The organism is Salinibaculum sp. SYNS191 (assembly GCF_037338445.1).
GTDB classification, from domain to species: Archaea; Halobacteriota; Halobacteria; order Halobacteriales; family Haloarculaceae; genus Salinibaculum; species Salinibaculum marinum.
In genome coordinates this window covers 1,216,801-1,228,841 of record NZ_CP147838.1, presented here as the reverse complement: position 1 = coordinate 1,228,841, position 12,041 = coordinate 1,216,801, and the positions used below count along the sequence as shown (strand labels likewise).

General features: G+C 69.3%; 12 protein-coding genes. 5 read left to right on the top strand and 7 right to left on the bottom strand.

The genetic code is table 11. The features are described from left to right. Positions 1-21: 21 nt before the first annotated feature. Positions 22-348, top strand: a complete 327-nt coding sequence (locus tag WDJ57_RS06620; RefSeq protein ID WP_338904978.1) for a 2Fe-2S iron-sulfur cluster binding domain-containing protein — start codon at positions 22-24, stop codon at positions 346-348. A 21-nt stretch (positions 349-369) separates the two neighbouring features. Continuing rightward, positions 370-1,260: a prenyltransferase gene (locus WDJ57_RS06615; protein WP_338904977.1), complete on the top strand. Its 891-nt coding sequence runs from the start codon at positions 370-372 to the stop codon at positions 1,258-1,260. A 5-nt stretch (positions 1,261-1,265) separates the two neighbouring features. Here WDJ57_RS06615 and WDJ57_RS06610 read toward each other — a convergent pair whose 3' ends face one another. The 3 genes from WDJ57_RS06610 to WDJ57_RS06600 all read right to left on the bottom strand — a co-directional run bounded on the left by WDJ57_RS06610 (position 1,266) and on the right by WDJ57_RS06600 (position 2,638). Then, the gene (locus WDJ57_RS06610; protein ID WP_338904975.1) at positions 1,266-1,964 is read right to left on the bottom strand and encodes a hypothetical protein; all 699 of its coding nucleotides are present in this window, start codon (positions 1,962-1,964) and stop codon (positions 1,266-1,268) included. 85 nt (positions 1,965-2,049) lie between these two features. Further along, complete coding sequence (locus WDJ57_RS06605) at positions 2,050-2,295, bottom strand: ribbon-helix-helix domain-containing protein (protein WP_338904974.1); 246 nt, start codon at positions 2,293-2,295, stop codon at positions 2,050-2,052. A gap of 160 nt (positions 2,296-2,455) precedes the next feature. Beyond that, positions 2,456-2,638: a hypothetical protein gene (locus tag WDJ57_RS06600; protein WP_338904972.1), complete on the bottom strand. Its 183-nt coding sequence runs from the start codon at positions 2,636-2,638 to the stop codon at positions 2,456-2,458. A 130-nt stretch (positions 2,639-2,768) separates the two neighbouring features. Here WDJ57_RS06600 and WDJ57_RS06595 point away from each other — a divergent pair, with 130 nt between their 5' ends. Next, the gene (locus WDJ57_RS06595; protein WP_338904970.1) at positions 2,769-4,325 is read left to right on the top strand and encodes an ATP-binding cassette domain-containing protein; all 1,557 of its coding nucleotides are present in this window, start codon (positions 2,769-2,771) and stop codon (positions 4,323-4,325) included. 45 nt (positions 4,326-4,370) lie between these two features. On the opposite strand, the gene WDJ57_RS06590 is transcribed toward WDJ57_RS06595, so the two are convergent. Next, on the bottom strand, positions 4,371-5,735 hold the full coding sequence (locus WDJ57_RS06590) for an ABC transporter substrate-binding protein (RefSeq protein WP_338904968.1): 1,365 nt from the start codon (positions 5,733-5,735) through the stop codon (positions 4,371-4,373). Positions 5,736-6,000: 265 nt separating this feature from the next. On the opposite strand from WDJ57_RS06590, the gene WDJ57_RS06585 reads away from it, so the two are divergent. Together WDJ57_RS06585 and WDJ57_RS06580 are read left to right on the top strand one after the other, a co-directional pair. Next, positions 6,001-7,446, top strand: coding sequence for a hypothetical protein (locus tag WDJ57_RS06585; RefSeq protein ID WP_338904966.1), 1,446 nt, complete (start codon positions 6,001-6,003; stop codon positions 7,444-7,446). Between the two features lie 120 nt (positions 7,447-7,566). Further along, a complete protein-coding gene (locus WDJ57_RS06580) occupies positions 7,567-8,496 on the top strand; it encodes a class I SAM-dependent methyltransferase (protein WP_338904964.1) in 930 nt (309 codons plus the stop codon). 4 nt (positions 8,497-8,500) lie between these two features. Here the strand turns inward: WDJ57_RS06580 and WDJ57_RS06575 are convergent, their stop codons facing one another. From WDJ57_RS06575 to WDJ57_RS06565, 3 genes are all read right to left on the bottom strand, one after another. Beyond that, positions 8,501-9,589, bottom strand: a complete 1,089-nt coding sequence (locus tag WDJ57_RS06575) for a branched-chain amino acid ABC transporter permease (RefSeq protein WP_338904962.1) — start codon at positions 9,587-9,589, stop codon at positions 8,501-8,503. Beyond that, complete coding sequence (locus WDJ57_RS06570) at positions 9,582-10,466, bottom strand: branched-chain amino acid ABC transporter permease (protein WP_338904960.1); 885 nt, start codon at positions 10,464-10,466, stop codon at positions 9,582-9,584. Before WDJ57_RS06570 ends, WDJ57_RS06575 begins: the two co-directional genes overlap by 8 nt. 76 nt (positions 10,467-10,542) lie before the next feature. Continuing rightward, positions 10,543-12,030: a hypothetical protein gene (locus WDJ57_RS06565; RefSeq protein ID WP_338904958.1), complete on the bottom strand. Its 1,488-nt coding sequence runs from the start codon at positions 12,028-12,030 to the stop codon at positions 10,543-10,545. Positions 12,031-12,041 lie beyond the last annotated feature (11 nt).

The following is a 12,041-nucleotide window of genomic DNA, read 5'->3' as shown; positions in this document are numbered from 1 at the left end:
CGCGCGCCCGTACTCCTGCCCATGCCGACGATCGAGTTCCAGGGTGAGACTGTCGAGTGCGAGGCTGGCGCGACGCTCCGGGACGTGCTGCTGGAGGCGGGACTGTCCCCACACAACGGGCCGACGGCGGTGTCCTGCCACGGTCACGGCACCTGCGGGACGTGCGCGGTCGACATCGAGGGCGACGTCGCGGAGCCGTCGAAACGCGAACGGCGGCGGCTCTCCTTTCCGCCCCACGACACCGACAGCGGGCTCCGGCTGGCCTGCCAGGTCCCGGTGACCGCGGACCTCGTCGTGACCAAACACGGGGGGTTCTGGGGCCAACACGTCGACAGCACGGACAAGTGACTGCGGCACCAAGTGCGGCCGATGACAGCACGGGAGCCGGCGTGGGTGCTGTGGGCGGCCAGCAGACCGTCCCAGCTGCTTCTCATCGCCGGCGTGTACGCGCTCGGCGCGAAGGTCGCCCTCGTCTGGGGCGCGTCGCTCTCGGTTCCGGCCCTGCTCGCGGGGCTGGCGGCCCTGCTCCCGGTCGCGGTCAGCGTCCACTACGCCAACGAGTACGCCGACCACGCGACCGACGCGCTGACCGACCGGACTCCATTCTCCGGCGGGAGCGGCGCGCTGCCGGCCGCTGGAGTCGACAGACGCGTCGTCCTCCGGGCGGCGGTCGTCGCGCTCGCGCTCGGAACTGTACTCGCGGCAGCGTTCGCTGCAGTCGGGTTGCTCTCACTGGCTGCGCTCGCGCTGCTCGGCGTCATCGCCGTCTTCGGCTGGCAGTACTCGGTCGGACCGCTCAGGCTGGCCTGGCGCGGCTGGGGCGAACTCGACAACGCCGCGCTGGGCGGACTGGTGCTCCCCGTCTACGGCGCGGCCGTCGTCGGCGGGCCGCTGGGGACGGTCGCGCTCGCCTCCGTCCCCTTCTTCCTGGTCGTCCTGCTGAACCTCTTTGCCACCCAGTGGCCCGACCGGCGGGCCGACGCGGCGGTCGGCAAGCGGACGCTGGCCGTCCAGTGGTCCCGTCGCCGCCTCCGCGCTGCCTACGCCGGCATCGCCCTGGCGGCGGCCGCGTCGGTCCTTCTCCTCCAGCCCGGGGTCCTCCCGCGTCCCGTCGCCGCCGCGAGCGTTGCGGCCGCTCCCTTCGTCGTCGTCGGAGCCGCGGGCTACACGCGCCGTCGCGTCCCCTGGCCGACAGTCTCCGCGATGGTGGTGCTCGCGCTCGCACAGTTCGCCGCCTGGTGCTGGGTCGGCACGGCGTGACCGGCCTACCCCAGCCGCCGGTCCACTTCCCGCCTGGTCTCGGCGATGACCGTCTGCTCGGCGCGGCGCATCGCGCGTATCGCCTCGTCGGTGTACTCCACCTCGACGGTCGGTAACCCGCCCAGCAGGGACCCCAGCCCCCCGACGACGTCCGCCGGGTCGAACGTCGTCGCCATCCGGAAGGCGGGCCGCCACTCCCGCAGCGGGCCGGTGAAGGCGAAGTGGTTCTCGACGAGCGACGCCGCCCGCTCGCGGTCGTAGGTCGTCTCCAGCGCCGCCCAGAACTCGTCCTCGGGCGCGGTCACCAGTGGCTCCACGGCGTCGCCGAGGCGTTGCTGGCGCGCCACGAGCGCGTCCTGGATGTCGCTCCGTCGGCTCGCACCGACGTCCTCGCGGAGGGACGCGGCGTAGGAGTCGACGGCGAGGATGTCGCTGCGGTAGGCGTCGATGCCCGTGTCGTCCTCCACGTAGTCGAGCACCACGTCGAACTGCCGGAGAATCTGGTCGCGATAGTCGTCCAGTTCGGGGCGCACGACCCGCTCCCAGAGCGCGTCGGAGTTCTTCAGGAGCCGGTCGACGAGTCGCCCGCCGGGGCCGCGCACGCCCTGTCTGAGCGCCCGCGAGACGCTGAACTGCTCGGCGGTGACGGTGACGGCGTCCTCGACGAATGTCTCGAACCCCGTCCGTGCTGCCTCGCGTGTCACGTCCACCTAGTAGTGCCGTACGAGTTTGTAGCTGACGGCACCAGCGACGCCGGGCGGCGCTGCGCGGTGGGTGCGTCAGTCCGCCTCAGAACGCGTAGCCGTCGTCCGACGGGTCGTCCTGAAGCGCCGGGTCCTGCTGGTCGTCGAACTTCTCGGTGAACGAGTCGCTGAATCCCTCGTCGGCGGGCTGCTCTCTGGTGTCGTACGCGGAGAGCCCCTTCGTGAGGAGGTCTTCAACGGCCTGCTCCCGATTCAGGTACTCGCCCTGTTCGACGAGTCTCGTGAGTTCGCTTTCGAGTTTGTCGGGGAGTGAGACTTCGAAGGTCGGCATCATCCCCTATCTTGAGCGCACCGTTGTAAACCCTCTGCTCCCCGGCCACCCCCGGTCGCCGGACTGTCCACCGGGTGCGTTCCCCGTTTCAGTGGTTCACTCGGCTACCGTCGGGCTCCTGACGCTCGCGACACGGCCTGCTGGCGCGACCCTCACCCCGTCACTTCGGCTGTGCAGCGCCGTAGCCGAAGATGGTCCCGGCGACGAAGAGGACGCCGCCGTACAGTTGCAGCTTCGCGGCGGTCCCGATGTCGGCCGCGAACACCACCTGCGACAGCAGTGCCAGGCCGAGCGCGACGAGCATGTAGAACCGGCGTGACCGCTTCCCCGTCCCAGATGACATACCGGTAGGTCGACAACCCGAAACATGAAGTTTGTGTCTCCGTGCTGACCCGTCTCTGTCCCGGTCCGGCGTCGCCGACACCCCCACTCCGTCAGGAACAGTTATGATTCGGGGAGCCAAAGCGGCGGGCGTGTCACGGGGACTCCTGGAACTGGACGGGGTCACGAAGTCATTCGGCGCGGTCGTCGCGACAGACGACGTCACGCTCTCGTTCGACCGCGGCGAGTGCCACGCCATCATCGGCCCGAACGGCTCGGGCAAGACGACGCTGTTCAACGTCGTCACGGGATTCCACGCGCCGGACCGCGGCACCGTCCGGTTCGACGGAGCGGACATCACCGGGCTCTCGCCCGACCGCATCGCCCGGCGGGGTCTCGTCCGCACCTTCCAGGTCGTCTCGCCCTTTGGCGGGTTGACCGTCCGGGAGAACCTCCTCGGCGTCTACAGCGGCCGGGGACGGTCGGCGGTCAGCGTCCCTCCCGAAACCCGCGAGCGCGCCGAGGAGGTGCTGTCGACGCTGGAACTCGACCACGTCGCCGATCACGCCGCCAGCGACATCTCCGGCGGTCAGCAGAAGCTTCTGGAACTCGGTCGGGTGCTGATGTTGGACCCGGCCTGCGTCCTGCTCGACGAGCCGACGGCGGGGGTCAACCCGGCCATCCAGGACCGCGTGCTCGCGACGCTGCGGGACCTCACCGACGGAGGGACCACACTCGTCGTCATCGAACACGACATGGGCGTCGTCGGTGACCTGGCCGACCGGATAACCGTCCTCGACGGCGGGCGGGTCCTGACCCAGGGCTCTTTCGCCGAGGTCACAGACGACCCACGCGTGCAGGATGCGTACCTCGGCCGCCGGTCCGACGGAGCGGCGGCCGCCGCGGGCTCGACCGACGACGGAGACGGTGCCCCCCAGGCTCGGCCGTTCGCGTCGGCGGCCGCAGCCAGCGAGGGCGTTGGCGACGCCGAGTCCGACACCGACCGCCTCGTCGTCCGGGACGTCGTCGCCGGGTACGGCAGCCAGACCGTTCTCGACGGGGTCTCGGTACGGAGCCACGACGGCGTCACCTGCATCTTCGGGCCGAACGGGTCGGGGAAGTCGACGCTGCTGAAGACGATTGCGGGCGTCGTGCCAGCCAGAGCGGGGACGGTGCGCTACGGGGACCGCGACCTCACGGACAGCGACCCCGACGAGGTGGTCGCGGCGGGCATCACGACCGTCCCCCAGAACGAGCGGGTCTTCCGGGGGCTGACCGTCCGGGAGAACCTCCAGCTCGGGGCGACGACCGTCGCCGACGACCGGGTCGCCGACGAGCGCATGGACGGCGTGCTGGACGTGTTCCCGGCGCTCGCGTCGTCGCTCTCGGAGCCGGCGCACTCGCTGTCGGGCGGCCAGCAGGTCATGCTCGGCGTCGCCCGGGCGATGATGACCGGGGCCGAGGTGTACCTGCTCGACGAGCCGTTCAGCGGCCTGGCTCCGTCGGTCGTCGCCGACGTGGCCGAGGTGGTCCGCTCGCTCGCCGCCCAGGGGACACAGGTCGTCCTGGTCGAGCAGCAGGTCCGCGAGGCGCTGGAACTCGCCGACCACGCGTACGTCCTCTCGCAGGGGGAGATTCGGTTCGACGGGGCGCCGTCGGCGCTGCGCGACGACGACGAACTCGTCGACCTCTACCTCGGAATCGGGTGACGCTCCAGCGAGTCGCCGGCGCGCCGTCGGGGCGACTGGGCCGTCTCACAGTCCGCCGATGGTGGCTGTTCTGAGGTCGGTCCTCGCGTACCGCTCGGGGTAGACGATGTGGCTCTCCAGGCCCTGCACCTGGTTGGTCACGGCGAGTGGGTTGGCGTTCTCGCCGCGTTCGGTAAACGAGATGGGCGGCATCGCCATGATGTGGTCGGCGAACTCCATGTTCTGTAGCGCCTCGTTCAGCGCGTCCGCGTCGGCGCTGGCCGCCTGCTCGAAGGCCTCGACCATGACCTCACCCGTCGCGTAGGCGATGCCCTGGTTGCTCTCCATCGGGGCGGTGTCGTAGGTGCTGGCGAACCGCTCGTCGATGCGCCGGGCCTTTTCGAGAGTAGTGTCTATCTGGTAGCCGGTCCACAGCGCCCCGTTCATGACGTCGCCTATCTGCTGGAAGTTCTTCTTGTTCATGCCGCCGCTGGCACACGCGGAGAACAGCCCCGGCCAGTAGTCCTGCCCCTTCATCGCGCTGACCAGTTCGAGGAGCTGGTTCGGGAACACCGTCGGGAACAGGACGTCGGGGTCGGTCTGGCGGAGCTTCGTGACCTGGGTGTCGGCCGTCTCGCCGAACCCGATGGTCTCCTCCGCGACGATCTCGAGGTCCGTCTCCCCGAGTGCCGCCTTGAGGCCGTCGCGGATGGCCTGGCCGTAGGTCGTGTCGACGTAGAACAGCCCGGCGGTGCCCGCTTCCAGGTCGGCCTGGCTGGTCCCCGCGAGCGTGTGGGTCGTGCAGTTCTCGGCCATGCTCAGCGAGTTGGGCTGGGTTCGGTAGACGTAGTCGAGGTCCCGCTCCTGGAGCAGCGAGGCGGCGACGGAGACGTCGATGACGAACGGGACGCCCTGGGACTCCGCGACCTGTGTGGCCGCGTTGGTCACGCGCGAGGAGTAGGTCCCGGTCAGGATGTCCGCCCCCTCGTCGATGAGTTCCCGCGTGACCTCGCCGCCGACCGTCGGGTCGTTCTTGTGGTCGCCCTTGATGACCCTGACCTCCGCGCCGTCCATCGACTCGATGCCGCCGTTCTCGTTCGCTATCGTGGCCGCCAGGTCGATGGCGTTGTGGCACCGCTTTCCCGTGTAGGACGTGCTGCCGGTGAACGGGTGGACGGAGCCGATGACCACCTCGTCGGGGTACGTCGGCGTCCCGCTGGTCGACGTGCCACCGCCGTCGCCGCCGTCCGCACCGTCGCCGCCGTCTGCACCGTCGCTGCCGTCCCCGCCGTCCCCGGCACACCCACTCAGCGACGCGAACGTCACCGCCGCGCCGGTGGCGAGGAACGCCCGTCTGGTCCGTGTCGGGACCCCGTCGCTCCGCTGTGTCCGTCGACTGTCCGCGTCCTGCTCACCCTGGCTGTCTGTCATCGTTTCGCTCACAGACGGTCGTGTTACAATCCCGACTAATCAAGCTATGCTAGATTTCTGGACAATTACTGGGTCGAAATCGTGAATATTGACGTGATTCGAATCTTCTTGCCAGCACAGTAACGTGGAAATCGAGAAATAGCGGGCGCCAGACGACACGTGTCGGCCGTCGGGGGTGACAGTGAGCCGGAACACGACAGCGGGGGACGCGCCCGCGCACAAGGGTTGGGAAAGCTATATTTGTCTCTACTCGGCATATCCCGGCATGGACGACGACTCCGGCATCTCCGCGGACCTGGAGGACCGGTTGCGCGAGCACCGGTCCGGGACCGACGACACTCCGGGACGACTGGCGCTGAGCGACGCCGAGGGGTACGTCGGCGACACGATAACGCTCCGGGGGCGCGACCTCGCCCCGGACCGGGAGTACGAGGTCGTCTGGCACTCGACCGACGGCGAGTGGGCCGTCCTGCGCGCCCACGAGATTCTCGGGCCACAGTACACCCCGCGGACGGACACCATCGCGACGCCGGAGACCGACGACGCCGGCGCGTTCGACGCTGAGTGGACCGTCCCCGAGGACTACGGCGGCGTCCACCGAATCGAGGTACGGGATGACGGGGAGGCCGTCGCGTCGGCGGAGTTCGAGGTCACGCCGTGGTTCGAACTCGACCGGACGACGGCACCGATGGGCGAGATGGTCACCGTCACCGGCTACGGCCTGGGGCCCGACGTGTCGACGAACAACTACCAGATCGCCTGGGACAACGGCTACGTCGGCTACATGACGGGCGTGATGAACCGCGGGACTGCGACGGCACAAATCCGGGCCGTCGGCCCGCCGGGAGAACACGTCGTGCAGGTGTGGCGCAACTACCGCGGCATCCCCTACGTCGCGAACAACACCCAGTCCCCGATGGGGCCGGTCGCCGGCGGCAGGCAGTCCGTCTGGACGGTGGAGGTGACCGAACCGGAGGAGCCACCCGAGACCGCCTGGGTCGACCCGCTGTTCGAGGAGAATCCCATCGAACTCCACTACCCCGACCTCGACGCGGACACCGACGCCGAACTCGACGTCACGCCACGGTGTGGCACGGCGGGAACGAGTGCCGTCATCACGGGGACCGGCTTCCCGCCGAAGGCCGAGGTCGACCTGCAGTGGTACCAGCACGTCGGCGAGGGTATCAGGGGGACCAACGTCACACCGAAGCCCCGGCCCGGCGTCTTGCCGGCAGTGACCGCCGACGCGGACGGTCGGTTCCAGGTCGACGTCGAGATTCCCGTCGCCGAGGGGTCGACCCGCCCCATCGTCGCCGAGGTGGACGGCGAGTCCGTCGCGGTGACGGGTTTCATGATGCAACCCTCCATCGCCACCTACGAACCCACCAGCGGTCCGGTCGGGACGGAAATCGAAATCGAACTGTCGGGTATCGGCTGGACGAACTACGAGAACTCCCCCTTCTTCGTCTACGACAACAAGGCGCTTGGCTACGCCTGCGGGCTGACCGACGAGTTCCGCAGCACCACCGTCCGGACCGTCCTGCGCGCGGCGGGGGAACCGGGCTGGCACTTCATCGACGTCTACCCCTCCCTGTTCGAGATGGAGGAGAAGGAACCCGAGTTCGAGGTCAAGCCCCACCTCTCGTACCTGGACAACCACCCCGTCCGGCCGCTTCCCGGGTTCCACTTCGCCTTCGAGATAACCGAGTGAGACCGCACATGTATCCGCATGCTAACGTGAACATCTGAACTCGAATATCGGCTCAGAAACTGCTGTTACGTTCGGCTTTCTTCCGTAGCGCTTTTCATCTGGGGCCGGAAATGTCAGCGCATGGACTCGGATTCGATATACAACCGGCACCTGGACGTGTTCCTGCTGTGGGCCTGCCGCGAGACCGGCGTCGTCGACGCGCTCCTGGCGGGACCGAAGACCCCCGAGGAACTCGCCGCGGCGAGCGAGATACGCGCGGCCGCCGCCGAACCGGTCCTCGACGGCCTCGTCGACCTGGGCTACGCCGAGGTCTCCGGCGAGGCGTACGCGCCGGCCGAGGAACTCCAGGCGTTCGACCCCGACACGCCCGCGCTGGAGCGTGGCATCCTGCCCCACCGCCTCGACTCGCTGGAGACGTACCTCTCACTGCCGGAGATTCTGCGCAGCGGCGACCTGCCGGAGGCGACGGAGGAGGGCTTTCTGAACTACATGGGCGCGATGGCGACCGTCGACGAGCAACTGGTGCGGGAGGCCGTCACGGTGGCCGAGCACGCCCACCCGCGTCCCGACCGCGTCCTCGACGTGGGAGGCGGTTCTGGCGGGTTCGGCGCGGAGTTCGTCCGCCGCGGCGCGGACGCGACGCTCGTGGACCTCCCGGAGGTGCTCGACCTGCTCGCCGACCACCACGCGGACCTGGGGCTGGAGACCGTTCCCGGCGACGCCCGCGAGTCGCTGCCGGAGGGGTTCGACCTCGTCTTCAGCGCCCGCGTGACGGTGAACTTCACCCCGGCGCAACTCCGGGCGTACTACGAGAACGCCTTCGCGGCGCTCGACCCCGGCGGGACCGTCGTCTCGACGACGCGCATCCGCGGGCGGTCGCCGGAGGCCGCGCGCTTCGGCGTGCACATGCTGACGCTCCCCGCCGACGGCACCACCCTCACCGAGGAGACGTACCTGTCGGCGCTCGACGAGACGGGCTTCGTCGACGCCGAGATTCGCGAGGTTCCGGACACCCAGTTCCAGGCGGTCGTCGCCCACAGGCCGGAGTGACCGGTCACTCCTCGTCGTCGCTCCCGTCGAGCCAGTCCGCGATGCGCCCGGGCCAGGTCACCACACCGCGGGGACTGCCCAGCACGATGGCCAGCAGCAGGAGGCCGTAGACGACGTCCTGTAGCGACGGCAGTTCGACCGCCTGCCGCCCGAGTTCGCTCACCGCCGTCAGGCCGAGCGAGCCGACGATGGGACCCAGCACCGTGCCGATGCCGCCCACCGCCGCCGGCAGCAGGATGTCGATGTTGACGAGCAGGCCGAAGACGACCTGCGGCCGGATGGAGGTGAAGTACATGCTCCAGAACGCGCCGGCCCAGGCGGTGAAGAAGGCGCTGACGGCGAAGGCGAACAGCTTGTACCGCGTCGTCGGGATGCCGACGGCGCTCGCGGCGTCCTCGTCGTCGCGGATGGCAAAGAGGTACAGTCCGACCCTGGACCGCCTGATGGCGACTGCGACCAGCGTGACCACCGCCAGGAACGCGAGGATGACGTAGTAGTAGGGCAGGCGCTCGGAGAACTGGAAGGCAAGGAGGCCGAACTCGCTGCCGTAGGACCCCGGCAGCGGCCGGACGTAGCCGTTCGCGCCGCCCAGCGCCTCGACGTTGACGAACACGTACAGCAGCAACTCGGCGAACGCCAGCGTGACGAGCGCGAAGTAGCTCCCGCTGACGTCGTACCGGAAACTGAGTGCGCCGATGCCGGTCGCGTACACGGCGGCGAGTGCGCCGCCGACGAGCATGCCCAGCCACGGGTTCAGCGCGAACTCCCGCACGAGCACCAGCGGGACGTAGGCACCGAGCCCGAAGAAGGCGGCGTGGCCGAAGGAGAACTGCCCCGCGAAGCCCGAGACGATGTTCCAGCTCTGTGCCGCCGTCGCCCACACCAGCGCCACGACGAGCAGGTGCACGGACAGCAGCGACCCGAGGCGCAGCCCCAGGACCGGCACGTCCAGCGCCAGCGGGAGCACGCCGAGGACGAGGAACGTCACGGTCAGCAGCGCCGGCGTCCCGTACCACCGCCGCCGGTGGTGACGGAGTCGCCGCGTGACGACGCGCGCCCGCTCCCGCACGGTCACCAGCCGCCGGTCAGTCATGGCTCCCCCCGAAGAGGCCGGTCGGTCTGACGAGCAACACCGCGATGAACACCAGGAGGATGAGCACGTTGTTCCACGACCCCGGCAGGTAGAAGGAGCCGAAGACGTGGAGCAGACCGACGAGGAGTCCGCCGACGACCGTCCCCGGAATCGAGCCGAGGCCGCCGAGGACCACGACGACGAACGCGATGGTCAGGTACTCGTTGCCGAGGTAGGGGTCGAAGGGCTGGACGAACGTGATGAGCGCCCCGGCGAGGCCGGCCAGCCCCGCTCCGAGACCGAACGTCAGCGCGTCGACCCGCGCCACGTCGACGCCGACGTAGGCCGCGCTCAGGCGACTGTCCGCCGTCCCGCGGATGGTCCGTCCGGTGTGGGTCCGCTGGAGGAACAGCCACACGGCGGCGAAGGTCACGGCCGCGACGGCCAGCGCGTACAGTTGGCCGTCGGGCACGTACACCCCGCGGACGCCCGTCGAGCCCAGGTCCACGTCGAGCTGTCGCGGGGTCGCCGTGAACTGTATCTCGACGAGCGCGACGAGGATTATCAGCACCGCAATGGTGACGAGGAACTTCCCGGACTCCGGCCCGTCCATGACCGGCGCGACCGCGGTCCGCTGAATGAGGACGCCCAGCGCGAACAGGACCACGGCGGCGGCCGGGATGCCGAGCAACGGCGAGAGCCCGAGCGTGTTCGAGACGTACCAGACGGTGTACATCCCGACGACGGTGAACGCGCCGTGGGCGACGTTGACGACCTCCATGACGCCGAAGATGATGGTCAGGCCGAGCGCGACGAACCCGTAGATGCCGCCGAGCAACACACCCAGGACGACGAGCTGGGCGAGGACTGTCGGGTCGAGGAACAGCGGATTGCTCACGATGGGGGCTCACTCCGTTCGTCGGGATGGCTGTCAGGACCGCCGTGTGTGCTGCGCTGGTGCGGTGGGACTGGATTCACTCGGTTATCTCGAAGGCGAAGTGCATGGCAGGCAGCGGGCGGACCGGATGGTTGTCCAGGTACGAGAGATGGGGCCGGAGCTCGAAGTCCGGGTCGTCTTCCTCCACCTCGAACAGCGAGGGGTAGACGTCGATGAAGTGCCAGCCCGGCTCGCCGGCGGCGTACAGGACGGGGTTGAGCGTCCCCGTCTCGTCGTCGCCGCCGGTCCCGCAGGCGTACCCCAGCGGGTCGTTGTCGTAGACGAACATCGCCGCGTTCTCGTAGTTCGTCCACCCCAGTCCGGACAGTTCGATTTCGATTTCCGTCCCGACCGGGCCGCTCCTGGGCTCGAACCGCTCGATGGACGGCTGCATCATGAAGCCCGTGGCGGCGACCTCGCGCCCGTTGACCGCGGCCGTGATGGGCCGCGTCGAGCCGATGTCGGTCGGCACCTCGAACTCGACCTCGAAGCGGCCGTCGCTGTCGGTCGTCACTCTCGGGAGCACGTCCGGTTTCGGCCGGGGGGTGATGGTGGGGTCGGGGGTCGACGACGTGCCCCGGCCCTCGTGGCCCTCGTGGCGGTACCAGGTGAGGTCGACGGTCTCATTCGCCGGGAAGCCCGTCCCGGTGATGACCGTGTCCGTGCCCGCCTGGCCGCTCTTGGGCGTGATGTCGAGCGTCGCCTCCGTGTCGTCGGCGACCTCCGGCAGGTGTGTGTCGAGTGCCTGCTCGTCGAGCAGCGGGTCCATCCAGGCCGTCCGCGGCGGTTCCTCCGGTTCGGTCACCTCCACCGTCCAGACGTTCCGTCGCTCGCCGGCGACTTCACCGAACGGCGACTGCGTGTTGTTCAGGAGGTAGGGGATGCCGCGGTAGTTGCGCCACACCTGGACGACGTGTTCCCCCGGCGGGCCGACCGCGCGAATCTCCGCGGTTGCCGTCCCGCGGTTCTGCACGCCGGTCACGAACCCGACGTAGCCGTTGTCCCAGGACACCTGGTAGTTGTTCTTCATCACGTCCGGGCCGAGACCGTAGCCCCGGAGCGTGAACGACTCGCCCATCTCGGCCGTCGTCTGTTCCAGTTCGAACCACGGGCGTATCTCGAACTCCGCGTCGGCGATGCTCTGGCCGTCGCCGTCGGTGACGGATAGCTGGTGTGTCCCGCCGTAGTCCTCGGGGATGGTCCACTCCTCGTCGAACTTCCCCGCCGCGTCCGCCTCGACGGTCGCGATGGTGTCCGTCCGCGGTCGGAACTGTGGGCCGACTATCTCGTGGGCCTGCAGGACGCCCCACCGGCCCTGCACCGACTCCCACTGGATTTCGAAGCGCTCGTTCGGGGGGAAGTTGCGACCCTTGAGGACGAGCGTGTCGCCGACGTACCCCTCCCGGTCGCTCAGTACCAGCGTCCCGCGACTCTCGTTGCCACCACCGCCGCGGCCCCCGCGGCCCTCGCCGCGTCGCCCGCGCAACCTGTCGGTCCGTCTCCGCGACTCGTTCGTGTCGTCCATGCCCGGCGATA

What these genes read in the sequence shown, in the direction of transcription:
- WDJ57_RS06620 (WP_338904978.1), top strand. Translation starts at nt 22, where the DNA reads ATGCCGACGATCGAGTTCCAGGGTGAGACTGTCGAGTGCGAGGCTGGC.
- WDJ57_RS06615 (WP_338904977.1), top strand. Translation starts at nt 370, where the DNA reads ATGACAGCACGGGAGCCGGCGTGGGTGCTGTGGGCGGCCAGCAGACCG.
- WDJ57_RS06605 (WP_338904974.1), bottom strand. Translation starts at nt 2,295, where the DNA reads ATGCCGACCTTCGAAGTCTCACTCCCCGACAAACTCGAAAGCGAACTC.
- WDJ57_RS06600 (WP_338904972.1), bottom strand. Translation starts at nt 2,638, where the DNA reads ATGTCATCTGGGACGGGGAAGCGGTCACGCCGGTTCTACATGCTCGTC.
- WDJ57_RS06590 (WP_338904968.1), bottom strand. Translation starts at nt 5,735, where the DNA reads ATGACAGACAGCCAGGGTGAGCAGGACGCGGACAGTCGACGGACACAG.
- WDJ57_RS06585 (WP_338904966.1), top strand. Translation starts at nt 6,001, where the DNA reads ATGGACGACGACTCCGGCATCTCCGCGGACCTGGAGGACCGGTTGCGC.
- WDJ57_RS06580 (WP_338904964.1), top strand. Translation starts at nt 7,567, where the DNA reads ATGGACTCGGATTCGATATACAACCGGCACCTGGACGTGTTCCTGCTG.
- WDJ57_RS06575 (WP_338904962.1), bottom strand. Translation starts at nt 9,589, where the DNA reads ATGACTGACCGGCGGCTGGTGACCGTGCGGGAGCGGGCGCGCGTCGTC.
- WDJ57_RS06565 (WP_338904958.1), bottom strand. Translation starts at nt 12,030, where the DNA reads ATGGACGACACGAACGAGTCGCGGAGACGGACCGACAGGTTGCGCGGG.